The 26,431-nt window shown below is 61.7% G+C and carries 25 protein-coding genes; 19 read left to right on the forward strand and 6 right to left on the reverse strand.

Translation table 11 applies throughout. The annotated features are described in order from the left end of the window. Nucleotides 1-91 precede the first annotated feature (91 nt). The 14 genes from B9N88_RS00515 to B9N88_RS00580 all read left to right on the forward strand — a co-directional run bounded on the left by B9N88_RS00515 (nt 92) and on the right by B9N88_RS00580 (nt 15,386). Nucleotides 92-1,132 carry a zinc-dependent alcohol dehydrogenase family protein gene (locus B9N88_RS00515; RefSeq protein ID WP_027606651.1) on the forward strand — a complete coding sequence of 347 codons (1,041 nt, stop codon included), beginning with the start codon at nt 92-94 and terminating at the stop codon, nt 1,130-1,132. A 327-nt stretch (nt 1,133-1,459) separates the two neighbouring features. Further along, on the forward strand, nt 1,460-3,085 hold the full coding sequence (locus B9N88_RS00520; protein WP_027606652.1) for a methyl-accepting chemotaxis protein: 1,626 nt from the start codon (nt 1,460-1,462) through the stop codon (nt 3,083-3,085). A 208-nt stretch (nt 3,086-3,293) separates the two neighbouring features. Further along, nucleotides 3,294-4,310 (forward strand): iron ABC transporter substrate-binding protein, encoded by a 1,017-nt coding sequence (locus B9N88_RS00525; RefSeq protein ID WP_027606653.1) that lies wholly within the window; start codon nt 3,294-3,296, stop codon nt 4,308-4,310. Between the two features lie 3 nt (nt 4,311-4,313). Continuing rightward, complete coding sequence (locus B9N88_RS00530) at nt 4,314-5,912, forward strand: ABC transporter permease (RefSeq protein ID WP_027606654.1); 1,599 nt, start codon at nt 4,314-4,316, stop codon at nt 5,910-5,912. Beyond that, on the forward strand, nt 5,909-6,955 hold the full coding sequence (locus B9N88_RS00535; RefSeq protein ID WP_027606655.1) for an ABC transporter ATP-binding protein: 1,047 nt from the start codon (nt 5,909-5,911) through the stop codon (nt 6,953-6,955). Before B9N88_RS00530 ends, B9N88_RS00535 begins: the two co-directional genes overlap by 4 nt. A gap of 82 nt (nt 6,956-7,037) precedes the next feature. Continuing rightward, the gene (locus B9N88_RS00540; protein ID WP_027606656.1) at nt 7,038-7,802 is read left to right on the forward strand and encodes a COG4705 family protein; all 765 of its coding nucleotides are present in this window, start codon (nt 7,038-7,040) and stop codon (nt 7,800-7,802) included. A gap of 25 nt (nt 7,803-7,827) precedes the next feature. Further along, on the forward strand, nt 7,828-8,259 hold the full coding sequence (locus B9N88_RS00545; RefSeq protein ID WP_027606657.1) for a hypothetical protein: 432 nt from the start codon (nt 7,828-7,830) through the stop codon (nt 8,257-8,259). Nucleotides 8,260-8,350: 91 nt separating this feature from the next. Further along, complete coding sequence (locus tag B9N88_RS00550) at nt 8,351-9,016, forward strand: response regulator (protein WP_027606658.1); 666 nt, start codon at nt 8,351-8,353, stop codon at nt 9,014-9,016. Further along, on the forward strand, nt 8,992-10,347 hold the full coding sequence (locus B9N88_RS00555; protein WP_027606659.1) for an ATP-binding protein: 1,356 nt from the start codon (nt 8,992-8,994) through the stop codon (nt 10,345-10,347). The genes B9N88_RS00550 and B9N88_RS00555 overlap by 25 nt, the downstream gene beginning before the upstream one ends. Continuing rightward, entirely contained in the window at nt 10,344-10,688 is a 345-nt protein-coding gene (locus tag B9N88_RS00560; protein WP_223841593.1) for a cysteine hydrolase family protein, read from the forward strand. The genes B9N88_RS00555 and B9N88_RS00560 overlap by 4 nt, the downstream gene beginning before the upstream one ends. A 284-nt stretch (nt 10,689-10,972) precedes the next feature. Continuing rightward, entirely contained in the window at nt 10,973-11,824 is an 852-nt protein-coding gene (locus B9N88_RS00565; protein ID WP_027606660.1) for a sugar phosphate isomerase/epimerase family protein, read from the forward strand. Between the two features lie 13 nt (nt 11,825-11,837). Further along, the gene (locus tag B9N88_RS00570; RefSeq protein ID WP_027606661.1) at nt 11,838-12,890 is read left to right on the forward strand and encodes an isopenicillin N synthase family dioxygenase; all 1,053 of its coding nucleotides are present in this window, start codon (nt 11,838-11,840) and stop codon (nt 12,888-12,890) included. Between the two features lie 77 nt (nt 12,891-12,967). Further along, entirely contained in the window at nt 12,968-13,771 is an 804-nt protein-coding gene (locus B9N88_RS00575) for an ABC transporter substrate-binding protein (protein ID WP_027606662.1), read from the forward strand. 106 nt (nt 13,772-13,877) lie between these two features. Then, nucleotides 13,878-15,386 carry an amino acid ABC transporter permease/ATP-binding protein gene (locus B9N88_RS00580; RefSeq protein ID WP_027606663.1) on the forward strand — a complete coding sequence of 503 codons (1,509 nt, stop codon included), beginning with the start codon at nt 13,878-13,880 and terminating at the stop codon, nt 15,384-15,386. Nucleotides 15,387-15,453: 67 nt separating this feature from the next. Here the strand turns inward: B9N88_RS00580 and B9N88_RS00585 are convergent, their stop codons facing one another. From B9N88_RS00585 to B9N88_RS00610, 6 genes are all read right to left on the reverse strand, one after another. Further along, nucleotides 15,454-16,533: a choline metabolism transcriptional regulator GbdR gene (locus B9N88_RS00585; protein WP_027606664.1), complete on the reverse strand. Its 1,080-nt coding sequence runs from the start codon at nt 16,531-16,533 to the stop codon at nt 15,454-15,456. Further along, nucleotides 16,530-17,939: a GABA permease gene (gene gabP / locus B9N88_RS00590; RefSeq protein ID WP_027606665.1), complete on the reverse strand. Its 1,410-nt coding sequence runs from the start codon at nt 17,937-17,939 to the stop codon at nt 16,530-16,532. Before gabP ends, B9N88_RS00585 begins: the two co-directional genes overlap by 4 nt. A gap of 164 nt (nt 17,940-18,103) precedes the next feature. Next, a complete protein-coding gene (locus B9N88_RS00595; protein ID WP_027606666.1) occupies nt 18,104-18,952 on the reverse strand; it encodes an alpha/beta fold hydrolase in 849 nt (282 codons plus the stop codon). A 12-nt stretch (nt 18,953-18,964) separates the two neighbouring features. Beyond that, the gene (locus tag B9N88_RS00600) at nt 18,965-20,257 is read right to left on the reverse strand and encodes an NAD(P)/FAD-dependent oxidoreductase (RefSeq protein WP_027606667.1); all 1,293 of its coding nucleotides are present in this window, start codon (nt 20,255-20,257) and stop codon (nt 18,965-18,967) included. Nucleotides 20,258-20,314: 57 nt separating this feature from the next. Then, nucleotides 20,315-20,737, reverse strand: coding sequence for a RidA family protein (locus B9N88_RS00605; RefSeq protein ID WP_027606668.1), 423 nt, complete (start codon nt 20,735-20,737; stop codon nt 20,315-20,317). A 35-nt stretch (nt 20,738-20,772) separates the two neighbouring features. After that, nucleotides 20,773-21,912 (reverse strand): tyramine oxidase subunit B, encoded by a 1,140-nt coding sequence (locus B9N88_RS00610; protein WP_027606669.1) that lies wholly within the window; start codon nt 21,910-21,912, stop codon nt 20,773-20,775. Nucleotides 21,913-22,098: 186 nt separating this feature from the next. Here B9N88_RS00610 and B9N88_RS00615 point away from each other — a divergent pair, with 186 nt between their 5' ends. From B9N88_RS00615 to B9N88_RS00640, 5 genes are all read left to right on the forward strand, one after another. Further along, a complete protein-coding gene (locus tag B9N88_RS00615) occupies nt 22,099-22,926 on the forward strand; it encodes an AraC family transcriptional regulator (RefSeq protein WP_027606670.1) in 828 nt (275 codons plus the stop codon). Between the two features lie 146 nt (nt 22,927-23,072). Beyond that, nucleotides 23,073-23,819 (forward strand): response regulator, encoded by a 747-nt coding sequence (locus B9N88_RS00620; RefSeq protein ID WP_027606671.1) that lies wholly within the window; start codon nt 23,073-23,075, stop codon nt 23,817-23,819. Beyond that, the gene (locus tag B9N88_RS00625; RefSeq protein WP_027606672.1) at nt 23,816-24,892 is read left to right on the forward strand and encodes an ATP-binding protein; all 1,077 of its coding nucleotides are present in this window, start codon (nt 23,816-23,818) and stop codon (nt 24,890-24,892) included. Before B9N88_RS00620 ends, B9N88_RS00625 begins: the two co-directional genes overlap by 4 nt. A 246-nt stretch (nt 24,893-25,138) precedes the next feature. After that, nucleotides 25,139-25,537 carry a hypothetical protein gene (locus tag B9N88_RS00635; protein ID WP_027606759.1) on the forward strand — a complete coding sequence of 133 codons (399 nt, stop codon included), beginning with the start codon at nt 25,139-25,141 and terminating at the stop codon, nt 25,535-25,537. Continuing rightward, the gene (locus B9N88_RS00640; RefSeq protein WP_027606673.1) at nt 25,510-26,430 is read left to right on the forward strand and encodes an ABC transporter six-transmembrane domain-containing protein; all 921 of its coding nucleotides are present in this window, start codon (nt 25,510-25,512) and stop codon (nt 26,428-26,430) included. The genes B9N88_RS00635 and B9N88_RS00640 overlap by 28 nt, the downstream gene beginning before the upstream one ends. The last annotated feature ends 1 nt before the right edge of the window (nt 26,431 follow it).

The following is a 26,431-nucleotide window of genomic DNA, read 5'->3' on the forward strand; positions in this document are numbered from 1 at the left end:
CGTTCGGTCAATTGCAAATTGAAAGGTAATTTCAAGGCGCTCATTCATAATGGCAATGCCTGAATCGCCCCTCCAAGCCTAGGTAATTTGAATGAAAGCAGTCGTCTACGAAGCCTTTTCCAAACCGCCGCGCCTGATGAACGTGGCCGATCCATCTCCGGAACGCCATGGCGTGGTGATCCAGGTGCTTGGCACCGGAGTGTGCCGCAGCGACTGGCATGGCTGGAAAGGCCATGACCCCGACATTGAACTGCCCCATGTACCGGGTCATGAGCTGGCCGGCATCGTGGCCGAGGTGGGCCACGACGTCACGCGGTGGAAGGTCGGTGACCGGGTGACCGTGCCGTTCGTGGGTGGCTGTGGTGCTTGTGCGCAGTGCAACAGCGGCAATCAGCAGGTGTGCCACACGCAATTCCAGCCGGGCTTCACTCATTGGGGCACTTTTGCCGAGTACGTCGGCATCCACCAGGCCGATCTGAACCTGGTCGCGCTGCCCGAGAGCATGGACTTCGCAACCGCTGCAAGCCTGGGTTGTCGCTTCGCCACCTCGTTCCGTGCAGTCGTCGACCAAGGCAACGTCAGCGCCGGTCAGTGGGTCGCGGTACATGGCTGCGGAGGTGTCGGCCTGTCTGCGGTGATGATCGCCCAGGCCATTGGCGCGAACGTGATCGCCATCGATATTTCCCAGGAAAAACTCGACCTGGCACGTGCGCTCGGCGCTGTCGCCACCATCAATGCCCAGTGCGTCGCGGACGTCACCGAAGCCGTACTGGAAGTCACCCAGGGCGGTGCCCACGTCTCGCTGGACGCCTTGGGCCACCCAACCACCTGTTTCAACTCCATCAACAACCTGCGCCGTCGCGGCAAGCACGTCCAGGTCGGGCTGATGCTCGCTGATCACGCCACGCCGGCCATCCCCATGGGCAAGGTTATCGCCCATGAACTTGAGATCTACGGTAGCCACGGCATGCAGGCGCATCGTTATGGCGCCATGATCGAGATGATCACCTCAGGCAAGCTGGCGCCTGAAAAACTCGTGGGTAAAACCATCAGCCTGGAACAGTCCATCGACGCGCTGACGAACATGGACCGCTTCGAGACGGCAGGGGTAACCGTCATAACCGAGTTTTGACCCATAGCGCCACCCTGAACATCCACCTATCAAGGGCTTGCCTGATTAACCTCATGCAGGCCCTTGTTTCCTTCGCACGAATTTCCGGCCGCTTTGACAAAGGATCAGGCGCCCACGGAAATATTTAATAGACTAATGATTAGCGCGCAATAATTTATCGCAACTATCACCTCGATTCATTTTTTTGAATTCCTCACTGTACGCATCGCCGCCAGGATGACAGTCAGCGCCAATGTGCCGCCTGCAAAGGCAGCCCTTGTTCGTGATCAACAAAAACTGACGCAGGGGCTGCCCCCTCCCCTGACACCTCGGCCTTCGGAGGCCTATATGAAACTAAGATCCTTGAATATCGCGCGCAGAGCGTTCGTCTGCTTCGGTCTGATCACCCTCTTGCTGATCAGTTTGGCAGGCTTCTCCTATTTACAAATCGGTCATTTGCGCACGGCGGAGCAGAACATCGAGCAAAACTCCCTGCCGAGCATCCAGGTGATTGACGATATTCAGATCGCCCTTCTGCATGCGCGCCTTGAGAGTATCCGCATGCTCTCGAGTACCTCCAAAGACGTGCATGATGCGTCGCTGTCAAAGGTCGAAGAGGCCATGCGAACGCTTGAAGCGAAGAGCGCGTTTTATCGTGACAACCTGATCTCCGGCGAACAGGATCAACTGCAGTTTGAGAAGGCCAGCCAAACAATGGATGCCTACATTGAGGGCCTGAAAAAAGTACTCGCCCTCGATCAGCCTGACCATGAACAAGCGATCACGTTCGCCAACACCGAGCAGGCACAGCGGGCCAGTGCCTATCAAGAGCAGCTCACACTTCTACGTGAGCAAAATGCACGCCAGGCGGTTTTGTCGGGGCAGGATGCAGCAGAGGTTTATACCCATAGCGTCAGGGTACTGATAGCTGTGCTGGTGGTGGCTTTTGCGCTCACTACCCTGCTGGCCACGTTGTTCACCAACAGTATTGTGAACCCCATCAGTTCGTCCCTGAAACTGGCGGAAGATATCGCGGCCGGCGACCTTACCCATGACCTGGAAGTCACCGGTTCGGATGAAGCATCCCGCTTGATGCATGCGCTCAATATCATGCAGAAGAACCTCCGGAGCACGATACTGGAAATATCAGGCGCCTCAGCTCAACTCAGCAGCGCTGCCGTCGAAATGATTTCGATCACGGAAAGTGCTGATCGCACCTTGCAACAGCAGAACAGCGAGATAGAGCAGGCTGCCACGGCCGTCACCGAGATGAGCGCTGCTGTCGAAGAGGTTGCCCGCAATGCCAACTCCACCTCGGAAGCCGCAATGCAGTCCAGCCTGGCAGCCGATCTTGGCAATAAAAGGGTCACTGAAACGCTCACGGCCATGCGCGGCCTGACGGGGTTAGTCGAAGTTTCCTCGGAGCAGGTAAAAGCGCTAGCAGGCCAGGCGCAAGACATCAGCAAGGTACTCGGCGTTATCCGGGCGATTGCCGAGCAAACCAATCTGCTGGCGTTGAACGCTGCAATTGAAGCAGCCCGCGCAGGAGAACAAGGCCGCGGTTTTGCAGTGGTCGCCGACGAAGTCAGGGCACTGGCGCACCGCACCCAAACCTCTACCCAGGAAATTGAACAGATGATCTCGACGATTCAAACAGGCTCCTCAGCCGCCGTCGAATCGATGCAGATGAGCACGTCTGAGGTCTACAGCACGCGAGATACGGCGGAGCAAGCCGGCCAGTCGCTGCGCCAGATCATAGATTCCGTACTCGAAATCAACGATCGCAATATCCAGATCGCAACCGCCTCCGAGGAACAGGCTCACGTAGCGCGTGATGTGGATCGCAGCCTGATAAGCATCCGCGACCTTGCCGTTCAAAGCAGCGAAGGCACTCGCCAGACGCTGACGGCAAGTAATGAGCTGTCACGGTTGGCTGTAAACCTGAACGACCTGGTGCTTCGCTTCAGAACTTAGTAATTGCCGTAGCGCGCCATTTCGGGTGAATGACACATGCCTGCAAACACCGTGGGGCGCGCTCGGTAAAACTCACCTTTTTTTCACGTTTTTTTTTCATTCCCGGCTCTACATTCGCCGCGCCTCAGCATGCAAATGATTCCTATTGGTCAGGAATCTCCAGCTATATTCCTCAAGCACACCCTCACCATCAGGAGCTTGCCCTCTCATGACTATCGGTTTTCCGTCGTTCCTTGAAAAAGCCCTGCTGGTCGGCGCGCTGCTCGCCGCCGGGCACGTCTATGCCGCGAGCGACAGCGTTGGCATCGTGGTGTACAACGCCCAGCACGAGAGCCTGACCAAGGCGTGGGTCGAAGGGTTTACCCAGGAAACCGGGATTCCGGTGACCATCCGCAATGGCGATGACACCGAGATGGGCAACCAGATTGTGCAGGAAGGTGCTGCCTCCCCGGCCGATGTGTTCCTCACCGAAAACTCACCGGCGATGGTGCTGGTCGATAACGCCGGGCTGTTTGCCCCCGTGGCGCCGACCACCCTGGAACAGGTCGGTGCAGCCTATCGTCCGGCCCACGGCAAATGGGTGGGTATCGCTGCGCGCTCGACGGTGTTTGTGTATAACCCGGGCGCGCTCAAGGAAGCCGACCTGCCCAAATCCCTGATGGACCTTGCCTCTCCCCACTGGAAAGGCCGCTGGGCCGCCTCCCCGGCCGGGGCCGACTTCCAGGCGATCGTCGCTGCCGTGCTCGAACTCAAGGGCGAGGCCGCCACCCTCGACTGGCTCAAGGCAATGAAAGCCAACGCGAGCATTTACCGCGGCAACAGTGCGGTACTCAAGGCCGTCAATGCCGGCCAGGTCGACAGTGGCGTGATCTACCACTACTACAGCTTCGTCGATCAGTCCAAGACCGGCGAAAACAGCAAGAACACCGCGCTGCACTACTTCAAGCACCAGGACCCGGGCGCGTTCGTCAGCATCTCCGGTGCCGGCGTGCTGGCCTCCAGCACACACAAGGAGCAGGCCCAGGCTTTCCTGGCGTGGATCACCGGCCCGGACGGCCAGGCGATTCTCAAGAGCGGCAATTCGTTCGAGTACGCCGTGGGCCGGAACGCCGAGTCGAACCCCAAACTGGTACCGCTGACGCAGCTCGATGCTCCCAAGGTTGATGCGTCCAAACTCGACAGCAAAAAAGCCGTCGCATTGATGACCCAGGCCGGACTCCTCTGATTGTTGCCTGAAACCCTGGAGGCGGCTGCCGCCCGGTCGATACCCGCGCGACCTTCACAGCGCAGCCACGCGCTTTTTTTCAGGCGTGGCGGCGCATGGGTCACCGGTTTATCGGTGCTGGTTTCGCTGCTGGCCCTGTTGCCCATCGCCTTCGTGATCGGTGTGTCCTGGCAAATCGGCTGGGCACAGATCGAGGCCTTGGTGTTCCGGCCTCGGGTTGCCGAGTTGCTGGTCAACACCGTATTGCTGGTGGTCATCACCCTGCCCTTGTGCGTGGCGCTGGGCGTCGCGCTGGCCTGGTTGACCGAACGCACCGACCTGCCGGGACGCCGTCTGTGGTCATTGCTGGCAGTGGCTCCCCTCGCGGTGCCGGCCTTTGTGCACAGCTATGCCTGGGTCAGCCTGGTGCCGTCGATCCATGGCTTGCCGGCGGGCGTGCTGGTCTCGGTCATCGCCTACTTTCCGTTTCTGTACCTCCCGGTGGCGGCCACGTTGCGGCGACTCGATCCTGCTATCGAAGACGTAGCCGAATCCCTGGGGCTCAAACCCTGGGCGGTGTTCTTCAGGGTGGTGGTGCCGCAGTTGCGCCTGGCGATCTGCGGCGGCGCGCTGCTGGTGGGCCTGCACCTGCTGGCCGAATACGGCCTGTACGCGATGATCCGCTTCGACACCTTCACCACGGCGATCTTCGACCAGTTCAAGTCGACCTTCAATGGCCCGGCCGCCAACATGCTGGCGGCGGTATTGGCACTGTGCAGCCTGGCGATGCTGACGATCGAATCGGCGGCCCGCGGTGCCGCGCGTTATGCACGGGTCGGCTCGGGCAGTGCCCGGGACCAGCGCACCCTGCGCCTGGGCACTCCCATCCGCATCGCCGCCCTTGGTCTGCAAGCGTTCACCTGCGCGCTGGCCCTGGGTGTGCCGCTGATTACCCTGGGCAAATGGTTGGTCGCCGGCGGCGTGGCCGTGTGGCAGATGAATGAACTGCTGCCGGCCCTCGAGCAAACCCTGTTGCTCGGCGCTGCCGGAGCGCTGCTGACCACCTGCGCGGCGGTGCCGATTGCCTGGCTGTCGATACGTGCGCCAGGGCGCTTGCAGCGCATCCTGGAGAGCTGCAACTACATCACCAGCTCTTTGCCCGGCATCGTCGTCGCCCTGGCACTGGTGACCGTGACCATTCACTTCGCGCGACCGATCTACCAGACCACGATCACCGTGCTGCTCGCCTACCTGCTGATGTTTTTGCCCAGGGCGCTGGTGAGCTTGCGGGCCGGGATCGCCCAGGCGCCGGTGGAGCTGGAACACATGGCACGCAGCCTCGGCCGCTCGCCCGCCCGTGCACTCTGGCTGATCACCCTGCGCCTGGCCGCACCAGGTGCAGCGGCCGGTGCCGCACTGGTGTTCCTGGCGATCACCAATGAGCTGACCGCCACATTGCTGCTGGCCCCCAACGGCACCCGCACCCTGGCCACCGGCTTCTGGGCAATGACCAGTGAAATTGACTACGCCGCCGCAGCCCCCTACGCGCTGATCATGATCCTGTTGTCCCTGCCGTTGACCGGCCTCCTCTATCACCAATCCAAACGCACGGCTGGCCGATGAACGCCCTCGAACTCAATGCAATCTGTAAGTCCTTCGGCAGCCAGCGCGCCTTGGCCGACGTCAACCTGTCGGTGCCCACCGGCAGCCGAACGGTGATCGTCGGGCCGTCAGGTTCAGGCAAGACCACGCTGCTGCGGATGATCGCCGGATTCGAGTTTCCCGATAGCGGCAGCCTTGCGCTCAATGGCCAACTGCTGGTCGACGCCACGCACGCCGTCCCGGCCCATCAACGCCAGATCGGTTATGTGCCGCAGGACGGTGCGCTGTTCCCGCATATGAGCGTGGCCGACAATATCGCCTTTGGCCTGGCCGCCAAGGGCCCGCAACGCGAATCACGCATCGCCGAACTGATGGACAGCGTGGCCCTTGACGCCAGCATGGCGCGGCGCTGGCCCCACGAACTGTCCGGCGGGCAGCAACAACGGGTGGCCCTGGCCCGTGCACTGGCGCAACAACCACGCCTGATGCTGCTGGACGAACCCTTTTCGGCGCTGGACACCGGCCTGCGTGCGGCGATGCGCAAGATGGTCGCACGGCTGCTGAGCGACGCCGGTATTACCACGATTCTGGTGACGCACGACCAGAGTGAGGCGCTGTCGTTTGCCGATCAACTGGCCGTGATGCGTCAGGGACGCCTGGTGCAGTCCGGCCATCCGATGGACCTGTACCAGTCCCCCGGCGACCAACAGACCGCCTTGTTCCTGGGCGATGCAGTGATCCTGCCTGCCAGGCTCGAAGCCGGATGGGCCCATTGCGAACTGGGCCGTATCGCGGTCAACAGCCTGGACAATTGTCCCGTTGCACAGATCATGCTGCGCCCCGAGCAGTTGCAGGTCAGCACGGGGTCAGGCGCCGGCTGCCAGGGCGTGGTGACCGAGCGTGATTTTGGCGGGAACACCTGCACCCTGACCGTGGCGCTGCAGCCTGACGATGGCGCACCGGGGCGCGCGATCCTGGTACGCAGTTCGGGCCTGCAGGCGCCCTTGACCGGCAGCACGGTGCAGCTGACGACAATCGGCGTGGCGCATGTATTTTCCGCATAGGTCGCCGGCCCTCAGTCCCGGCTAAGTTTCGTGCCGTACCTTCTCCCCTGCGCCACCACCGCGCACAGGAGAGGTAAACCCGATGAATGCCACAGCAGCCCGCTGGCTGAACAAAGTACCCGAGGTGACCCTGTCATTCTGGGTGATCAAGATCCTGTCCACCACCGTGGGCGAAACCGGCGCGGACTATCTCGCCGTCGATGCGGGCCTGGGTGCCGGCTGGACCAGCATCGGCATGGCCGCCCTGTTGGCCATTGCGCTGTTTTTCCAGCTGCGCACCAAAGCCTACACCCCCTGGATCTACTGGCTGACCGTGGTGCTGGTGAGCATTGTCGGGACGCAGATCACCGACATCCTCACCGATAAACTCGACATCAGCCTGTATACCAGCACGGTGATCTTCTCGGTCCTGCTCGCCCTCAACTTCCTGGTCTGGTACCGCACCGAACGCAGCCTGTCGATCCGGGCCATCGTGACCCCACGGCGCGAGGTGTTCTACTGGGCCACCGTGTTGTGCACCTTCGCGCTCGGCACCGCCGCCGGCGACCTGGCCACCGAAGCGCTGGGCCTGGGCTTCACCCTGGGCGCGGTGATTTTTGCGCTGATGATCGGCGCAACCCTGCTCGCCTGGCGCCTGGGTGCCAATGTGGTCCTGACCTTCTGGATCACTTACATCCTGACTCGCCCCTTCGGTGCCTCCCTCGGCGACTTGCTGACCCAGGCCAAGACCTACGGCGGCCTGGGCATGGGCGCCAGCTGGACCAGCGCGATCTTCCTCTGCGTGATTGTCCTGTTGGTGGCCGTCGCACAAATCGGCGTCGGCAACCGCAGAACCCTGCGCCCATAACTCAATTACCCTCAAGGACCTCATCATGCGCCCTGTTCAAAACCTTATTCGCCGCGCCGCAATCGCCGCTTCGATCCTGTTGTTGGGTATCGCTGCCGGCTGCTCGAAACCTGCCGATAAACCCCAGGCCCCCGTCACGCCAGGTTCGACCAACAGCCAGGGCAAGGCCGCCTCGAAACTGGGCGACCTGTCCGAGTTCCGCAGCATCGCCGTCGAAGTGGCCGGCCTGGTCGACAAAAACGACCTGCCTGGCGCGAAAGCCCGGATCAAAGACCTGGAGTCCACCTGGGACTCGGCCGAAGCCGGCATCAAGCCGCGCGCGGCCAGTGACTGGCATGTACTGGACAAAGCCATCGACCGTGCCCTGTCGGCACTGCGTGACAGCAGCCCGAAACAGGCTGATTGCAAGGCTGCTATGGACGACCTGCTCAAGGCATTCGACGCGATGAAAGGCTGATACCGTCCGGTGCGGACAAATACCCGCGCAGGTGCTTCAATACAGGCGCGACAGTCAGCCCTGCCGCGCCTGTTTTTTTGCGGAGAGGGACATGCGGATACTGTTGGTCGAAGACGATTCGATGATTGGCGATGCTATCCAGCGCGCACTCAGCGACGCCAGCTATGCCGCGGACTGGGTCAAGAACGGCCTCAGCGGCCTGGCCGCACTCGACACCCATCACTATGACCTGGTGCTGCTGGACCTTGGCCTGCCCGGCAAGGACGGCCTCGACGTGCTGGCGACCATCCGCGAGCGTAACAACCCGGTGCCCTTGCTGATCATTACCGCCCGAGACAGCCTGGATGATCGCCTGCGCGGCCTGGATGGCGGCGCCGACGACTTCCTGCTCAAGCCGTTCAACATGGCGGAATTGCTCGCGCGCATGCGTGCCGTGCTGCGCCGCAAGGGCGGCAATGCATTACCCGTGCTCAGTAATGGCGTGGTCTCGCTGGACTTGCTGTCCAAGCAAGCGACAACCGTCGAACTCAGCGATATAGCGCTATCCAGCCGCGAGTTCGCGCTGCTGCAAGCCCTGTTGATCCGTCCCGGTGCGATCCTCTCGCGCTGCGAACTGGAAGAGCGCCTGTATGGTTGGGGCAATGAAGTTGAAAGCAACGCCATCGAGTTCCTGATTCACGCCTTGCGGCGCAAGTTGGGCAGTCATGTGATCAAGAACGTCAGGGGCATGGGATGGATGGTGTCAAGAAACGCTTGAGTGAATCGGTACAACTGCGGCTTTCGGTGGCCCTGTCGCTGGCCATTTTGCTGGTCGCCTTGATTGCCAGCGGGTTTGCATTCGTCTCAGCCTTCGAAGAAGCCCACGAACAGCAGGACGACACCCTGCGCCAGGTGGCGATCCTGTTTGATCGCCAGCACATGACCCTGCAGTACCCGCAAGGCACCACCATCGACGGCGACGACGAAGAGTCCCGGTTGATCATTCAACACCTTGGCGACGGTATCGATCCCTCGGGTCTCACCGATGAGGTCATTCCACTGCCATTCCCGGCCAACTTGGCCGAAGGGTTGTCCACGGTCGAGGTGGCGGGCGAGGCTTTCCGTGTACTGGTCAGGACCACCGCCAACGGCGAGCGTATTGCGGTGGCCCAGGAGTCCGACGCCCGCGACAACGATGCACGAGAAAGCGCCTGGCGCAGCCTGCTGCCGTTCCTGATCCTGTTTCCCGTGCTGTTGCTGGTCGTCGGCGACCTGGTGCGCAAGCTGTTTCGCCCCATCGCCAGCCTGTCGGCGGAAATAGATCAGCGCGCCGAACAGGAACTGCACCCGATACATGAACAGCATCTGCCCACCGAAATCCGCCCGTTTGTGGTGGCCATCAATCGCTTGCTGGCACGGGTTGCCCGGTCCATGGACAACCAACGCCGTTTCGTTGCCGACGCGGCCCATGAATTGCGCTCGCCCATGACCGCCCTGTCCCTGCAGGCCGAACGACTGGCCGCCACGCACATGTCATCCCAGACCCGCGAGCGCTTGCTGCCTCTTTCACGGGGTATCGAGCGCGGACGCCAATTGATCGACCAACTGCTGAGCCTGGCCGCGGCGCAATCGGAGGCAGCCCGGGATCAAAGCGTGGTGTCAGTGCATGAAATCTACCGACAGGTCCTGGAAGACCTGTTGCCATTGGCTGAATGCAAACAGCTCGATATTGGCGTCGAAAGCACCCAGGATGTGCACCTCACCTTCAACCGGATGGACCTGTTTACCCTGGTCAAGAACCTGGTGGATAACGCGATCCGCTATACCCCAGCGGGCGGCCGCGTCGATCTGTCGGTGGCGTCGGTGCCCGGTGCGGTCAAACTGCTGATCCAGGACTCAGGGCCTGGAATCCCCCTCGAGGAACAGGCACGGGTATTCGATCCGTTCTATCGCGGCCTGGGAACCGATGAGGCGGGCTCGGGGCTCGGTTTGTCCATCGTCAAGGCGATCACCGAGCGTACCGGGGCACGCGTCCAATTGTCGTTTACCGATACCGCGCAACAACGCGGACTGAGTGTCACGGTCTGGCTCGATTCAACCCGTACATGAACGGTTGGGGCGTCGACATCAGCGAGGCGATTACCCGGGAAGCCGGCGACATCCTCGTGGAGGGCAAGCGCGGGCTGGACGGTTTTGCTACCACAGGCCTGGACCTGGTGCTGCGCAACAACGGCATCCAGACCCTGGTGGTGGCGGGCTTCCTGACCAATTGCTGTGTCGAAGGCACGGTTCGATCGGGTTATGAGAAGGGCTATAACGTGGTGACCCTGATCGATTGCACAGCGACCTTCACCGACGAACAACAACAGGCCGCAGAACGCTTCACGCTGCCGATGTTTTCCAGGACGTTGCAACACACAGAGTTTCTCGACGGGCTGAACGCCCAGTAGCCATAAAGCAGGAGGCGGCTTTACCGTCGCCTTCAGATTCGCCGTCACCCGCGCGTTACCCGTCGCCCCTCAATAGTTTAGAAATCTCTGAACTATCTATTTGCACTTCCCTATTCTTTCCGCCAAGCGCCTCTCCCTACTATTGGCGGCAACAAAGGAGCCTTTCCACAGAGATGCGGCCCGAAGATTGCCTTTTCTGATTGTCACTGCCGTTTTTTGTGCGTTTCGGTCCACGCCGAAACGCCGCTGTGTCAATCATGCGAAGGCACCTTTGGAGCAGATCGATGAAGTTGGAAGTATTCCGGACGTTGTGGGGCTACACCGCGAGCAAGGCACAAGCGCTCGAAGAGTTGCTTGAGGCCGGGTTCGATGGCATGGACGCCCGCCTGCCCATGACCGCCAGCGAACGCGCCGAGTTCGCAGCCTTTCTACGCGCCAACCATGTCAGCTATATCAGTACCGTCTTCAGCGCCTACGATGTTCTGCCGCAACAATCGGCGAGCGTCGACGAACACCTTCTGGACCTCGATAAAAAATTCGCTTGGGCGGCTGAGTTGTCGCCGCGCTTCATCAACCTGCTGGCTGGCAACGACCGCTGGCCACTGGCACAGCAAGTCGACTTCTTTGGCCGCGCAATGGACGTCGCGCGCAAGCACGGCCAGGTGTGCGCCTTTGAAACCCATCGTGCGCGCTCGTTGTTCAACCCTTGGGTCACCCTCGAGCTGATTCGTCAACTGCCGGACCTGCGCTTCACCAGCGACATCAGTCATTGGGTGGTCACCTGCGAGCGCCTGCTCAACGATCCGGAAGATGACCTCAGCGCTTTCGTCGAGCGCGTTCACCACATTCAAGCCCGGGTCGGTTATGACCAGGGGCCCCAGGTTCCCCACCCCGCCGCTCCCGAGTACACCCAAGCGCTGGCCTTCCATCAGCAGCATTGGGAGGCCATCTGGCGATCCCAGGAAAGTCGCGGCTATCAGGTCAGCACGCTGACACCGGAGTTCGGTGCCGACGGCTACCTGCATCACCTGCCCTTCACCAATGTGCCGGTGGCCGACCTGTGGTCGCTGAATGTGTGGATGGCAAATACCGAGCGCGAGCATTTCCGGCGCTTCAGCGGTGCCTCAACCCGATAAGGAGCGTTACTTCATGCCTGACCAAACGCCAAAGGCCGCCAACTTCAATCGCATTCCGCTGGTGGACATCGCCGGGCTGTACAGCGACGACATCGCACAGCGCCAGGCAGTGGCCGAAGAACTCGGTAACGCCGCCCGCGCAGTGGGTTTTCTGTACATCAAGAACCACGGCATCGAGTCGTCGCTGATCGACGGCTTGCGCCACGCGGCGAAGGACCTGTTTGCGCAATCCCTTGCGTACAAGATGCAGCATTACATCGGCACCTCCCGCAGCCACAAGGGGTTTGTGCCTGAAGGCGAAGAGGTCTATGCCAAAGGCAAACCGGACCACAAGGAGGCGTTCGATATCGGTTTTGAAGTGGGCGAAGACGATCCGCTGGTCAGGGCCGGAACCCCCTTGATCGGGGCCAATGAATGGCCGGACCTGCCGGGTTTCCGTCCCGCCGTCGAAGCGTACTACGCTGCGGTGTTTGCGCTGGGGCGTCGCCTGTTCAAGGGCTTCGCGCTCGCATTAGGCCTTGAAGAGGACTATTTCGAGGCACTGGTTACCCGCCCACCGTCGAAACTGCGCCTGATTCACTACCCCTTTGACCTGGCCGCCCAAGACGCACCCGGCATTGGTGCACATACCGACTACGAGTGCTTCACCATTTTGCTTGCCGACAAGCCAGGCCTCGAGGTGATGAACGATCAAGGCCAATGGATTGATGCGCCACCCGTGGACGGTGCCTTTGTGGTCAACATCGGCGACATGCTGGAGGTCATGACCGCGGGTACGTTCGTCGCTACGGCTCACCGAGTGCGAACCGTCAGCGAAGAGCGCTACGCCTTCCCACTCTTCTACGCGTGCGACTTCCATACGCAGATCAAGCCACTGCCACAGTTTCTTGAAGACGCTAAGGATTACGAGGAAATCACCATCGGTGAGCACATGTTCGGCCAAGCGTTGCAGACCTATCAGTACCTGCGCCGCAAAGTCGAACGGGGCGAACTCAAGCTGTACGAGAAAGCACGCAAGCCATCGAGCTTCGGTCACTTGAAGAGCCAGGCGCAGGACGCGTCCTGATGCAACCCTCAGCCTGGTCACACCGCCCTGTTTAACCACCCGCCCAGCCCTACTTTACCGACGTGGAGTCATCGATGATGCGCAATCCAATCAATCATGCTGTCCGCTTGACCCTGCTGGCCGTCGCACTCCTTGGTGCGGCCGGCGCCCATGCAGCAACGACGGTGACACCCGGCGTACTCAAGGTCGGCATGGAAATCACCTATCCGCCCTTCGAGTCATACGACGAACATAAAAACGTCGTCGGTTCCGACCCCGAGCTGGCGCACCTGCTCGCCAAGCACCTGGACCTCAAGGCCGACTTCGTCGACACCAAGTTTTCCAACCTGATCCTCAGCCTGAACGCCGGCCACTACGACGCGATCATCTCCGGCATGTACATCACGCCCCAGCGGCAGACGCAAGCGCAAACCATCCCGTACGCCAAGACCGGCGCAGCGATCATGGTGCTGAAGGACAGCCCGCTGAAACCGAAAGTACCGGAAGACCTCTGCGGCCTGAAAGTCGGCCTGGAAAAAGGCACCACGTGGGTGACGCAGTTCAACACGCTCTCGACCGACTACTGCACTCCGAATAACAAGGGCGCGATTATGGTCAGCGAGTTCCCGTCCGCACCGGAGGTAACCCAGGCGCTGCTCTCCGGCAATGTGCAGGCTCAGGTGGAGATCGACGGCGCCGCCGGCATGATCGCAGAACGCACCAAGGGCCGCGTCGTGGTGAGCACCGAGCACTCGATCTATCAGCAGACGCTGGGGATTTACGTCAAGAAAGGCAACGACGCGCTCTATCAGGCACTGCTCAAGGCCTTTGAGGCGAGCAAGGCCTCCGGTGAATACACCGCCCTGTTGAAGAAATACAACCTCGAAGAACCGACTAACTGACCCGGTGCAGCCCTGTGGGAGCGCAGCCGCTCCCACAGTCGGCGGCTTTCGCTTGACTGCCCGGCCCAGGTAAAGCCTGTGTCGACGCCAGCAGTTGGAGAGACACATGCAATTTGAATGGCCTTACTTTTTTTCTCTGTTTTCGCTCTCGGACTTCTGGAAAGCCTGCATTACGGTGGTGGAGCTCAGCACGCTGGCCTGGTTCATCGGCATGCTGCTGGGCTTCCTGCTGGCTTCGGCCAAGCTTTCGGCCGCGCGTTGGATCAGCGTGCCGGCGTCGATTTATATCTGGTTCTTTCGCAGCGTGCCGCTGCTGGTACTCGTGGTGTTCGTCTATAACCTGCCGCAGATGTTCCCGGTCACCCGTGGCGTCCTGTCCAACCCGTTCTATTCCGGCCTGTTGGCCCTGGTGGTCACCGAAGCGGCCTATATGGCGGAAATCCACCGTGGTGGCTTGATATCCGTGGCCAAAGGTCAAAAAGAGGCCGGCCGCGCGCTGGGCATCGGCCTGATCGGTTTGCAGCGCCTGATCGTGATCCCCCAGGCGTTCCGCATTTCCCTGCCGACGCTGATCAACGAATACATCACCGTGGTGAAACTGACCTCGCTGGTCTCGGTGATTTCCTTGACCGAACTGTTGACCGTGGGCCAGCGCCTTTACGCGCAAAACTTCCTGGTGATGGAAACCCTGTCGGCTGTGGCGGTGTATTACGTGCTGATCGTGACCGTGCTCGGCTGGCTGTTTCATTGGCTGGAGCACCACCTGGAACTCAACAACCGCACACCCCGGACGCTGGATGACACCAGCATGGGGCGCCTACGCGCATCACAACCCGCCCCTCCTTCGGCAAGCGCTCGGAAAGCCTCCGGGCCTGGCTCGGCACCCGCCCTGCAACTGGTCGACATTCACAAGCGCTACGGCCAGCACGCTGTGCTCAAAGGCATCAACCTTGATGTAAATGTGGGTCAGGTGGTTTCCATCATCGGCCCGTCCGGCTCGGGGAAAACCTCGCTGATTCGCACCGTCAACGCCCTGGAAAGCATCGACCAAGGCGAGATCATTCTGTTCGGCGAAAGCTATATCCACGCCGGTGACAACACCAACACGCAACAAGTACGCCGTGGGGTACAGCACATCGGCATGGTGTTCCAGGGCTTCAACCTGTTTCCCCATCGCACCATTCTCGACAACGTCACCCTCGCGCCGCGCTATCACGGCCGCGACAAGCTCATCAGCGAGCAGCGCGCCTACGCCCTGCTGGACAAGGTCGGACTGCTGGCTCACGCGCACAAGTATCCGCATCAGTTGTCTGGGGGGCAGCAACAACGCGTGGCAATCGCCCGCGCATTGGCCATGGATCCACATATCATGCTGTTTGATGAGCCGACGTCTGCCCTTGACCCGGAACTGGTGGGCGACGTGCTCAAGGTCATCGGCGACCTGGCCAAAGAAGGCATGACCATGCTGATCGTGACCCACGAGATGGACTTCGCCCTGTCCATTTCCGACCGGGTGATTTTCATGGAAGACGGCCTGGTTGCGCTGGATGCGGCGCCTGGGATGATTCGTGCCGATCAGTGCGGCGAGCGAATCAAGGCGTTCATGCGGGTTTGAACCCGGCGTGAGTGGCGCCTGAAATTCGAAACGCAAGCGTCGCTGATCAGCGCCACTCACCGTACTCTCAGCGCCTGGCCTTGAGCCGGACACTGGCAAAGGTCGACTCCCCCCGCGCCTGCTCCAGGGCACTCATTGGCATCGGCACCGGTACGGCGCGAATCATCGGCTTCAACATGACGGCTCGCTCGCCTGCCGTCACCAGGCGCTCGTCACTGGGCGGCACGCCAAAGTACTCGCGGTAGCATTTGGAGAAGTGCGGCGTGGACACAAACCCGCAGAGCAAGGCCAGCTCCACGATGGAAATGGGGGTTTGCTTGAGCAACTGACGCGCGCGGATCAGCCGCAACCGCAGGTAGTAACGCGAGGGCGAACAGTGCAGGTACTTCTGGAACATGCGTTCAAGCTGCCGGCGTGACAGGGCCACGTACTCGGCCAATTCATCCAGGTCGATCGGTTCTTCCAGGTTGGCCTCCATCAGCGCGACGATTTCCTGCAGCTTCGGCTGCTGGGTGCCGAGCATATGCTTGAGCGGCACGCGCTGATGATCCTGCTCGTTGCGCATGCGCTCGTACACGAACATGTCCGAAATCGCCGCCGACAACTCATGCCCATGCTCACGCCCGATCAGGTGCAGCATCATGTCCATGGGCGCGGTGCCGCCCGAGCTGGTCAGGCGATCGCGGTCGAGGGTGAACACGCTGGCGCTGAGGCTCACCCGTGGAAAAGCTTCCTGCATGGCCGCCAGCCACTCCCAATGCACGCTGCATTCAAACCCGTCGAGCAGCCCCGCCCGGGCCAATACCCAACTGCCGGTACAAATACCACCCAGGCGCCTGGAATAACGCGCCTGGGTCCGCAGCCACTTCATCAATTCATCGCTCAGGGTGTGTTGAATACCCGTGCCGCCGCACACCACGACGATATCCGCAGAGGGCGCAGCGGCTATGGAACAGTCCGGCGTGATGGGCATGCCGTCGCTGGCCCACACAGGATGACCGTCGACACTGGCGGTCTGCCAACGATACAGCTCCTGGCCTGCCAGTTGGTTGGCCATGCGCAGCGGCTCTACCGCCGACGCCAACGAGATCAGGGTGAACTGATCCAGCAGCACGAATACCAAACAGGTGACCGGCCGGGGGTTCATGGGCGCGAAGCCAGGGGGATCGGTTTTTGGGTGCGGTCGGGCTGCCGCGCCGTGATCACGCCGACCAGGGAAATCAGCAAGGCCAGGCCGATGGTCGACGACACCTCAAAGCGGTGCTCGGGCGTCAGCAGCATCACCGCCAATGCGCAACAGATGAAGACGATGACCACCCAGGTCAGCCAGGGAAACAGCCACATCTTGAACGTCAGGGTGACATTACGGCGTTGCAGGACCTTGCGCATGCGCAGTTGCGACACGGCGATCACCAGGTACACCAGCAAGGCGATGGCCCCCGAGCTGGCCAGCAGAAACTGGAACAATCCAGCGGGCATGAAGTAACTGAGCAAGGTCACGCCTGCCCCGAGGATCGTGCTGGCGATCACGGCGGCCCTCGGCACACTCGCTGCCGATGTCTTTTTCATCAGCGTGGGCGCATCCCCGCGCTTGCCCAGGGAATACAGCATGCGTGAAGCAATGTAGATGGACGAGTTCATGCAGCTCGCCACGGCAATCAACACCACCACGTCCACCAGTAACTTGGCGTGGGGAATGTTCATCAGCTCCAGGGCGCGCTGATAAGAACCTACCGACGCCAACAGCGGGTCATTCCACGGCACCACGGAAATCACCACGAAGATCGACAACACGTAGAACACGCCGATGCGCCACATCACCGAGCGCGTGGCCCGGGCGATATTCTGCGCCGGGTTATTGGACTCGGCAGCCGCGATAGTGACGGCTTCCGTGCCGATAAAGCTGAACATGATGGTGATGAATGCCCCGACCACCGCCGACAGGCCGTTAGGCGCGAAACCACCGTGTTCTTCCATCAGGCGACTCAGGCCGCTGGCCTCCCGCTCGGGAATCCAGCCCATCAGCACCGCGCCTCCCAGGCCGATGAAGCCGATGATCGCCACCACCTTGGCCATGGCAAACCAGAACTCGAATTCACCGTACTTGGAGACGCTGAACAAATTGGTGACCACCAACAAAAAGATCGACAACAAGGCGAACAGCCAAGCGTCGATCTGCGGCAACCACTGGTTGAGGATATGCCCGGCGGCCAGGGCTTCGATGGGAATCACCAGCACCCAGAACCACCAGTACAGCCAGCCGATCGTAAACCCGGCCCAGCGGCCGATGGCCTGGTCGGCGTAGGTCGAGAATGAGCCGGTGTCGGGGTTGGCCACCGCCATCTCCCCCAGCATGCGCATGACCAGCACCACCAACAGGCCGGAAAACAGATACGCCAGCATCACGGCCGGCCCCGCCGCCGCGATGGCGTGCCCGGAGCCGACAAACAGCCCCGCGCCGATAATGCCTGCAATGGAGAGCATGGTGACATGACGCGGCTTGAAGCCCTGCGCCAACTGGCCGTTGGAATCCTTGGAAATCAGGCTATTCATCGTTGTTTTTTATTCTCTGTGATCGACGTTAAGACGTACTGACTGGAAGGTCAGGCGATCATCATTTCTTAATGACGGGTCACAGTACGCGGCCTGCGCGCCGCAAAAATAGCCTCATAGCGGCACGCCGGTGCCTGATATCGACATTGGCGGGCAACCGCCGCTCATTGCCTCGGCGGGTCAAGGTTCGCCAGAAAGCCTGCAATCAGCGCGTTGAACACCGCGCCCTGATCGTCGTGCACATAGTGGCTCGCGTCGGCGACCTCCACCGTCCGCACATGGGGGTTGCTGGCCCTCATCGCCTGCAGCGTCGCCGGCGGCAGGAAGTCCGAGCGACCACCACGAATGAACAGGCTGGGGCAATCCAGCGCGCGCACCGCTGGCCACAGGTCCGTCGGCTCGATACTCAGGCGGGCCTGGGCAATCCCCTGCTGATCATGGCGCCAGCCAATCACACCGTCGCGTTCCTGCATCGAATGCGCCAGCCTCGACGCCAGGCCCTGCTCCGACAACCCCGGGCGCGAAGCCCTCCAGAACGTGCGGGCCGCGTCCCAATTGTCGAACTGCAACGGCGTCTGGCCCATCTCGCGGCGGATACGTGCGGCGCCATCGCCCTGGGTTGAAGAGCCGGGGCCGATGTCCTCGATCAGCAACCCCAGCAAGCGTCCCGGATGTTGCCGCGCATACTCGAGGGCGTTGGCGCCGCCCAATGAATGCCCGAGCAGGACAAAGCGCTGCAGGCCGACATGGGCGATCAGATCCTCAAGGTCCTCGACATAGGATTGGGTGTGATACGTGGAGGGCTCGGCCCAGTCGCTCAACCCACGACCACGCTGGTCGAGGGCATAGATGCAGTAGCCCTCCCCCAGGGATTGCACCAGCGACTCCCAGGTCTGGGCATAGGCGCGCAGGCCGTGCAACAGCACCAGGGGCACGCCACTCGATGCGCCCCAGCGCAAATAATGCAGGCGCAGGCCCGAACGGTTGGTGAAGAAACAGCTGTCTGCAGGCATGGGCTTGCTCCTTTAGAAACGGTCGAAGCGATAAGGGCTTGGGTCAATGATCGGCGCATGCCCACTGACCAGGTCCGCGGCGAGATGACCCGCCGCCGGCGATGTACCGAAGCCGTGACCCGAGAAACCGGTGGCCACGGTCAGCCCCGGAATCTGCGCGACCGGGCCGATGACCGGGTTGGAATCGGGTGTCACGTCGATAGTGCCGGCCCAGGCCTGGGCGATCCGTGCGTGTTCAAACACCGGCCAGGCGGCCATCAGGTTGTTCATCGCGTCGTTATTGAGCTGCGGGTTGGCCGCCGGATCCTGCACCCTGACGCGCTCGAACGGGCTGACGCTGTCGGCGCGCCAACGCCGCGCCAGGGCCAGGTCATTGATGAACGGCTTGCCCAGCGACACGTTCAGCACACTGCGTTGCGCACGGAACTGCGGCATGTATTGCTTGGCGAGCAGCAGATGGTCGAGGGTCAGGAACGCATCCAACTTGCCCCGTTGGGTAATGATGAAACCGCCGTCCTGGTGCTTGCGAAACGAAAAGTCCGGCGCGCCGACCGCGATCTGCGTCGGCCCCTCCATGGGGTGGGTACGCAGTACCGAGCAGGTCAGGGGCAGGGTCGGCAACGCCACACCGAGGTTGCCCAGAAAGCGCCTCGACCACATGCCCCCCGCCAGCAGCACATGATCACAACGGATTTCGCCCTTTTCCGTGACCACACCGCTGACCGCGCCGCCGGACATCTGCAGCGTACGCACCGCGCACTGCTCGATGATCACCACGCCCCTGTCCATGGCGGCCCTGGCAATCGCGCTGCTGGCCAGCGTCGGTTCGGCACGCGCATCGGAAGGGGTAAAGATGCCACCGGCCCAGTCACCCGTGCCGCCTGGCACCAGCGCGTCGATCTCACGCTTGCTGAGCAGGCGTGAATCCAGCGACAAATGCTCCACCGACTTGAGCCAGCCCTCGTGCATTGCCATTTGCGCCGGGGTGCGCCCGACAAACATGATGCCTTCCTGGCGATACCCCACATCCGCCCCTACCCGCTCGGGCATCTGCGCCCACAAGCGGTCGGCGGCCAGGGCCAGCGGGATGTCGGCCGCGTGGCGGCTGGTCTTGCGCACCCAGCCCAGGTTGCGGGACGACTGTTCGGCGGCGATCCGGCCTTTTTCCAGGACCACCACGGCGATATTGCGCTCAGCCAAGGTCAGCGCAGCCGTGAGGCCGATGATCCCGCCGCCAATGATGACGACGGCAGTCGCGCTGGGAAACACGGTGGAGGTTGTCACGGGCGCTATTGTCGGTGCCATGGTCAGGACTCGGTAAACGAATAAGGGCGGCCAGGCCTGTGCATGGCCGCGTGACGATTATTGCGACAGGCGAATGAGGTCGACCTGCGCCTTCGACGCGTTGCGATACGCCGTCACTTCCAGCTCCACCTTGTAGACCGTCGAGCCCAGTGGTGGGCAGGTCACGGTGCTGGCCGGGTCGACGCCGCGAAACTTCTCGCCGATCAGGCCCATCACCGCCGGCACGTCCTTGGGGTCCTGGATGAACACCCGCGAACACACCACGTCGGCCAGGCTCGAATCGACAGCCTTGAGGGCCGATTCGATGTTGGCGAACACCTGGTGCGCCTGTTCCAGGACATCCTCCGGGATCAGCTTGGTCTGGGGGTTACGGCCGGCGGTGTTGGACACGTAGATCCAGTTGTCCACGCACACCAGGCGCGAATAGCTGGCCTGGTCTTCGAACGGTGAGCCGGTCTTGAGCTTGGTGATTTTTGTCATGTCGAATGCCTCGTCAAAGTGAATGAAGCTACGGCTCAGCGCAGCTCCGGGGTTTCCCACAGGTTCAAGGTCACGCCGATGCCGTGCTTGACGGCGTTGCGGTACACCACCGTGCCCCAGGCCACGTCTTCGACGGGCATGCCGCCCACCGACATGATGATGATTTCCTCATCGTTCCTGCGGCCAGGCGCGGCCCCGGCGATGATCTTGCCGATGTCTTCGACGTCATCGAGCTGCATCTTGCCTTCGGCAATCATGTCCATGAAGCGCACGCCAATGACCGGCACGTTGTGATGCGCAGGCTTGGGCAATTCCTCGAACCAGGCCTGGTACAGACCGGTGTTGTCGAGCACCTTGCGTACGTCGGGCTGCTCCATTCCCGCGTCGAGGGAGCAAGACGCCGGCATCGCGAGGAAAGCGCCTGGCTTGACCCACTCACGCCGCACAATTGGGTAGATCGAGGGGTCGCCCGTGGCACCGGAGCTACAATAAGTAACAAGGTCCGAGTCGCGGACCACCGCTTCGAGGGTGTCGACCACGTCTATCGTGGTGATCTGCGGATACGTCTGTTCGACCCACGCGATAAAGTTGTCGAGGCTCTGCTGGCCACGGCCCTTGATCTTCAGGGTGTCGATATGCGGGCACACCGCGATGAAGGCCGCCAGGGTGGTCTTGCCCATCACGCCCGGGCCAAGCAGGCCGACGACTTTCGAGTCCTTGCGCGCCAGGTGGCGTGCGCCCACGCCGGGGATCGCACCGGTGCGGTACGCCGACAGCAGGTTGGCCGACATATGGGCCAACGGCGCGCCGGTGTCGGGGTCGTTCAGGGTGAACATCAGGATCGAACGCGGCAGGCCTTTTTCGCGGTTCGCGATATTGGAGCCGTACCATTTCACCCCGGCGGTGCAGAAGCTGCCGCCCAGGTAGGCCGGCATGGCCATCATGCGCCGATCCGCCGTGGGCTTGGGCATGTTCGGGAACGGCGAATCCTGCGGGAAAATCACCATCGCGCCATGGGAATCATTGTTCGGGCCGGCCATGCGGTAGTCACCGGCATACAGCAGGCCGAACATTTCCTCCATGGTGTTCACGCAGGCCAGCATGTCGGTCACACCCGCGCGGATCATGTCCTGCTCGGAGAGGTAGATAAAATCGATTTTTGTAGTTGCAGACATAGTTATTCTCGGGCTGAAGGTGATATCGCTGCGGTAGGCGCAGCTCCACGCTGTCGAGATCGAGTATCGGGCGGGGGATGGCGGCGGTATTGTAAATTTCGGACATACCGTTCAGTCGGGCATGACGATAGTTGGCGCGATTAATGCGTTGATTTTCCCCTGGCGCTGCCTGCCCAAGGAACAACCATGATCAAACCGAGTGTGCCGACTCCCCGGCTCCACACCGCGAACGAACAACCCTGGTTCGTGCTCAACTCTTCACGCTATTCAGTGATGCCGTCCGCGCACCCGGCGATCTCGCATTTCTATGCCTTCGATGTGGCGCAATCGTCCAACCTGCTGGCCGTGCCGGATGGCTGCGTGGATATCCTGTTCGACTGTGATGCGACGCGACCGACTGCGCGCATCTGCGGCACCCCGCTGGTGGCCCAGGCGGTCGAACTGCACCAGCACCACCACTATTTCGGCGTGCGCTTTTCGCCGGGTGTGATCCCCGGTTTCGTCAATGTACTGGCCGAAGAATTGACCGAGCGGGAGCTCGATCTGCTGGAAGTCTCCGAGTTCGCCCAACGCCTCTTCGAAAGCATCGTCCAGGCCCCGTTGCTGGGCGACCAGATGCGGCTGTTCAACGACTACCTGACCCCGCGCCTGATGGGCAAGACGTCGCGACTCACCGCCATGATCATCCAGCAGGCGCTGCACCATCGCGGTGATATCCGCATCCAGCAACTCGAAGACCTCAGCGGCTACACCAGCCGGACCCTGCACCGCCAGTTCAACCAGGACACCGGCATGTCACCCAAGGCGTTTTGCCGGATCATCCGCTGCCAGGCGGCCCTGGACACCCTCAATACCCAGCACGATGTATCGTTTTCGCAGTTGGCCCTCGACCTGGGGTTTGCCGACCAATCCCACTTCCTGCGCGACTTCAAGAAACTGGTCAGCACCACCCCCTGCGACTACCAGCGCACCATGACGCAAAACGCCTACACCGACAGGATCAGCTACGCCTGATCACGCCGTTTGCGAATAAACCCGCGTCTCCATCGTTTCTCCATAAAACCTCCCATGAAAGCGCATGCTCGTGGTGCACAGTAGTCTTCGTCGCCCCATGGTAATTCGCCATACTGCGATGACCGAACAGCACGACCGAGCCGACCATGACTGAATCACACCCTGTATCGACACCGACGGACCTCGCGTCCCCACGCCAGGCGTTGGTACTGATCGCCGAAGACGAGCCGGAAATCGCCGATATCCTCGCGGCCTATCTCAAGCGCAGCGGCTTCCAGACCGCCCATGCCCTGGATGGGCGCCGTGCCCTTGAACTGCATCAATCGCTCAAGCCCGACCTGGTACTGCTGGACGTGCTGATGCCGCAGCTGGATGGCTGGATGGTCCTGGCCGAGATCCGCCACCGGGGCACCACACCGGTGATCATGCTGACCGCCCAGGACCAGGACATGGACAAACTCATGGGCCTGCGCATCGGTGCCGACGACTACATCGTCAAGCCGTTCAACCCCGCCGAGGTCGTCGCCAGGACCCAGGCGGTGCTGCGTCGCTCCCTCGATCATGGCTACGGCGCCCGCCAGCGCGTGCTGCGGGTGAATGCCTTTGAAATCGACATCGACAGCCATGAAGTCAGCGTGCAGGTCGGTGCACACACGCGCAGGCTCAACCTGACGGTGACCGAGTTCAGATTGTTGGCGCAACTGGCCAAGGCCCCCAAGCGCGTATTCAGTCGCGCCGAGTTGCTGGCCCTGTGTTCCCCCGAGAGCGACAGCCTGGAGCGCACCGTCGACAGCCATATCAGCAAGTTGCGGCGCAAAATCGAAGACCTCGGCCTCCAGGGCGTACCAGCCAGCATCCGTGGGGTCGGCTACCGGTTCGGGAGCCAGCCATGAAGACCGCCAACAGTTTGAGCCGGCAGATCATCGTGTCGATGTCCGCCGTGGTGCTCTGCGTGATCGCCCTGGCCGTGGTCGGCTCCTACGTGTTTTACGCGTTGCTCTGGACGTTCTGGCCGCCGTCGGATCTGGACGTGGACGAATGGCTGCCCACCGGCATGGAGTGGGCCTGGATGGCGCTGATCACCTGCATCAGCCTCGCGGTGGGCGCCGTGGTGGCGATCAAACTGTCCCGGCGCATTCTGATGCCCTTGAACTCGGTCGCGGCCAGCCTTCGCCGGCTCGCCGATGGTGACCTCGATGCCCGGGCGACGGCGTCCGACCGCTCACTGGCAGAGGCCACCTTGCTGGTGGATGACTTCAACAGCATGGCCCAACGCTTGAAACGCATGGCGCAAGAGCAGTCGTTCTGGAACGCCGCGATTGCACATGAACTGCGCACCCCGCTGACCATCCTGCGCGGCCGCCTGCAAGGGTTGGCGGAAGGCGTGTTCACCCCGGACCAGGCGCAGTTCTACAGTCTGCTGAGCCAGGTGGAAGGCCTGACGCGCCTGATCGAGGACCTGCGGGTCGTAGGCCTGGCGGACAACGGCTACCTCGAAGTGCAGATCCAGAGTGCCAACCTGGCCGAGGAGATCAAGGCCGACGCCTGCCTGTTCGAACCGGGCCTGCTGGCCTGCGGGTTCGTGCTGCACCTGGACCTGCTCGAACGGCCTGTGCAGTGTGATCCGGCGCGGATTCGCCAAGCCTTGCTGGCCATGCTCGACAACCTGAAACGCCATGCAACCCCCGGCAACGTCACGGTGCGCCTGGGCAACCAGGATGGCCTGAATACCTTGAGTGTCGCGGACGAAGGCCCGGGGATCGCAGAAGCGTTTGCAACGCACATCTTTGAGCCGTTCCAGCGCGGCGAAAGCTCGCGCTCCCGCGCCCAGGGCGGCAGCGGCCTGGGGCTCGCCGTCGTACGCGCGATTGCCCTGTCCCATGGAGGTCGCGCGACCTGCCGGAACCTCGACAACGGCGGCACCTTGTTCGAGCTGAGCTGGCCCGACCAGTTGGTCGCCATCTAACCCCAACCGCCCCCAGGTGAAGGCATGCGCCTCTGTATTTTCAGGGTCAATCGGTACCGCCACTTTGCCTTGCTCGATGCACAAGGACGCTGCATTGCTTTCAAGAGCTGCGAAGGGATTCCACAGAACGGCGAATGGGTGCAAGTCAACGAAATCAACCTGGCCTGGTTGATTCGCGCGCTGCCTGCGCGCGCCTTGACCAGAGGCCACACACCCGCCTCGTGTAGTCAGCCAGGAATTGCCTGTATGCCTTTCAACTATCGTGATCGAAACGTGATTGACGTGGCACTGCTTGAAGACTCGGTACGGCTCTATAGCGCCAAGCTCAAGCGGTTGCAGCGCTTCTGGATTCCCCTGCAGAAACAGGCGCCACGCCTGGTGTTGTCACTGTGGGTCCTGGGGGTTGTCGCATCGCTGTTCAGCCAGTCCTATTACCACTGGTTATTTACCGCGCCGGCGATTTGCCTGCTGATCACCCTGGAAATCGTGATCGAAGAAGTGCAGATCGACTTGTTACTGATGACCGAGGAAACGCGCTATCTGCTCGACTTCACCCGCGGTCTTTATACCGGGACCCTGAGTTCCCGCCCCCCTACTTTGCGTAAACCAGGTGGCCCATGCCCTCCGTCACACCTCCACTACTGATCGAGCAGAGCCGCAAAATCGGTCAACAATCCGCCAGCCAGACACTCAAGGCGATCGCCAAGGCCTACCCCGGCAAGTTGTCCGGCACCCTGTCGCTGGTGGCGCTGGAAAACGCGCTGCTGCTGGCCTACCCGTTGTTTGCGGGGTTTGCCGTCGACGCGATTATCCGTGGCGACACCGGCAATGCCCTGCTCTACGCCGCCGTGGTCCTCGGGTTCTGGGTGGTGGGCGCCGCCCGACGGGCCCTGGACACCCGCACCTTTACGCGTATCTACGCCGACCTTGCCGTGCCGGTGATTCTTAACCAGCGCCTGCAACGCCACAGCACCTCAACGTCCGCCGCGCGGGTGGTGCTGGCACGGGAGTTCGTCGATTTCTTCGAAAAACACGTGCCCACCATTGCGACGGCGCTGGTCTCGATCATCGGCGCGGCGGCCATGTTGCTGGTAATCGAACCCTGGGTCGGCCTGGCGTGCCTGGTGGCGCTGGGGCTGTGCCTGGTGGTGGTGCCTGGCTTTGCACGGCGCAACCAGCGCTTGCATGAGCGGCTGAACAACCGCCTGGAAAAGGAAATCAGCCTGGTGGAAAAGGTCGGCGCCCCCACGCTGCGCCGCCACTATCAGGTGCTGTCGCGGCTGCGTATCGGGCTGTCGGACCGTGAGGCGGTTGCCTTCCTCACCATCGGCATCCTTGCGGCCCTGCTGTTCGTGGTCGCCATCAGCCAGTTGGCGCTGGCGCCCGCGGTGAAGGCCGGCCATATCTATGCGGTGATGACGTACCTGTGGACGTTCGTCAGTTGCCTGGATGAAGCCCCCAGCGTGGTCGACCAATTGGCCCGGCTCAAGGACATCGGCAAACGCGTGGACCCGGGACTGGATGACACGGCGGCCTGAC

The sequence above is a fragment of the Pseudomonas sp. LAMO17WK12:I1 genome (assembly GCF_900177315.1).
GTDB lineage: Bacteria > Pseudomonadota > Gammaproteobacteria > Pseudomonadales > Pseudomonadaceae > Aquipseudomonas > Aquipseudomonas marginalis.

Excerpts from the sequence above, each read along its gene's own strand:
- B9N88_RS00515 (WP_027606651.1), top strand. The coding sequence starts at position 92 with ATGAAAGCAGTCGTCTACGAAGCCTTTTCCAAACCGCCGCGCCTGATG.
- B9N88_RS00520 (WP_027606652.1), top strand. The coding sequence starts at position 1,460 with ATGAAACTAAGATCCTTGAATATCGCGCGCAGAGCGTTCGTCTGCTTC.
- B9N88_RS00525 (WP_027606653.1), top strand. The coding sequence starts at position 3,294 with ATGACTATCGGTTTTCCGTCGTTCCTTGAAAAAGCCCTGCTGGTCGGC.
- B9N88_RS00535 (WP_027606655.1), top strand. The coding sequence starts at position 5,909 with ATGAACGCCCTCGAACTCAATGCAATCTGTAAGTCCTTCGGCAGCCAG.
- B9N88_RS00540 (WP_027606656.1), top strand. The coding sequence starts at position 7,038 with ATGAATGCCACAGCAGCCCGCTGGCTGAACAAAGTACCCGAGGTGACC.
- B9N88_RS00545 (WP_027606657.1), top strand. The coding sequence starts at position 7,828 with ATGCGCCCTGTTCAAAACCTTATTCGCCGCGCCGCAATCGCCGCTTCG.
- B9N88_RS00550 (WP_027606658.1), top strand. The coding sequence starts at position 8,351 with ATGCGGATACTGTTGGTCGAAGACGATTCGATGATTGGCGATGCTATC.
- B9N88_RS00555 (WP_027606659.1), top strand. The coding sequence starts at position 8,992 with ATGGATGGTGTCAAGAAACGCTTGAGTGAATCGGTACAACTGCGGCTT.
- B9N88_RS00560 (WP_223841593.1), top strand. The coding sequence starts at position 10,344 with ATGAACGGTTGGGGCGTCGACATCAGCGAGGCGATTACCCGGGAAGCC.
- B9N88_RS00565 (WP_027606660.1), top strand. The coding sequence starts at position 10,973 with ATGAAGTTGGAAGTATTCCGGACGTTGTGGGGCTACACCGCGAGCAAG.
- B9N88_RS00570 (WP_027606661.1), top strand. The coding sequence starts at position 11,838 with ATGCCTGACCAAACGCCAAAGGCCGCCAACTTCAATCGCATTCCGCTG.
- B9N88_RS00575 (WP_027606662.1), top strand. The coding sequence starts at position 12,968 with ATGCGCAATCCAATCAATCATGCTGTCCGCTTGACCCTGCTGGCCGTC.
- B9N88_RS00580 (WP_027606663.1), top strand. The coding sequence starts at position 13,878 with ATGCAATTTGAATGGCCTTACTTTTTTTCTCTGTTTTCGCTCTCGGAC.
- B9N88_RS00585 (WP_027606664.1), bottom strand. The coding sequence starts at position 16,533 with ATGAACCCCCGGCCGGTCACCTGTTTGGTATTCGTGCTGCTGGATCAG.
- gabP (WP_027606665.1), bottom strand. The coding sequence starts at position 17,939 with ATGAATAGCCTGATTTCCAAGGATTCCAACGGCCAGTTGGCGCAGGGC.
- B9N88_RS00595 (WP_027606666.1), bottom strand. The coding sequence starts at position 18,952 with ATGCCTGCAGACAGCTGTTTCTTCACCAACCGTTCGGGCCTGCGCCTG.
- B9N88_RS00600 (WP_027606667.1), bottom strand. The coding sequence starts at position 20,257 with ATGGCACCGACAATAGCGCCCGTGACAACCTCCACCGTGTTTCCCAGC.
- B9N88_RS00605 (WP_027606668.1), bottom strand. The coding sequence starts at position 20,737 with ATGACAAAAATCACCAAGCTCAAGACCGGCTCACCGTTCGAAGACCAG.
- B9N88_RS00610 (WP_027606669.1), bottom strand. The coding sequence starts at position 21,912 with ATGTCTGCAACTACAAAAATCGATTTTATCTACCTCTCCGAGCAGGAC.
- B9N88_RS00615 (WP_027606670.1), top strand. The coding sequence starts at position 22,099 with ATGATCAAACCGAGTGTGCCGACTCCCCGGCTCCACACCGCGAACGAA.
- B9N88_RS00620 (WP_027606671.1), top strand. The coding sequence starts at position 23,073 with ATGACTGAATCACACCCTGTATCGACACCGACGGACCTCGCGTCCCCA.
- B9N88_RS00625 (WP_027606672.1), top strand. The coding sequence starts at position 23,816 with ATGAAGACCGCCAACAGTTTGAGCCGGCAGATCATCGTGTCGATGTCC.
- B9N88_RS00635 (WP_027606759.1), top strand. The coding sequence starts at position 25,139 with ATGCCTTTCAACTATCGTGATCGAAACGTGATTGACGTGGCACTGCTT.
- B9N88_RS00640 (WP_027606673.1), top strand. The coding sequence starts at position 25,510 with ATGCCCTCCGTCACACCTCCACTACTGATCGAGCAGAGCCGCAAAATC.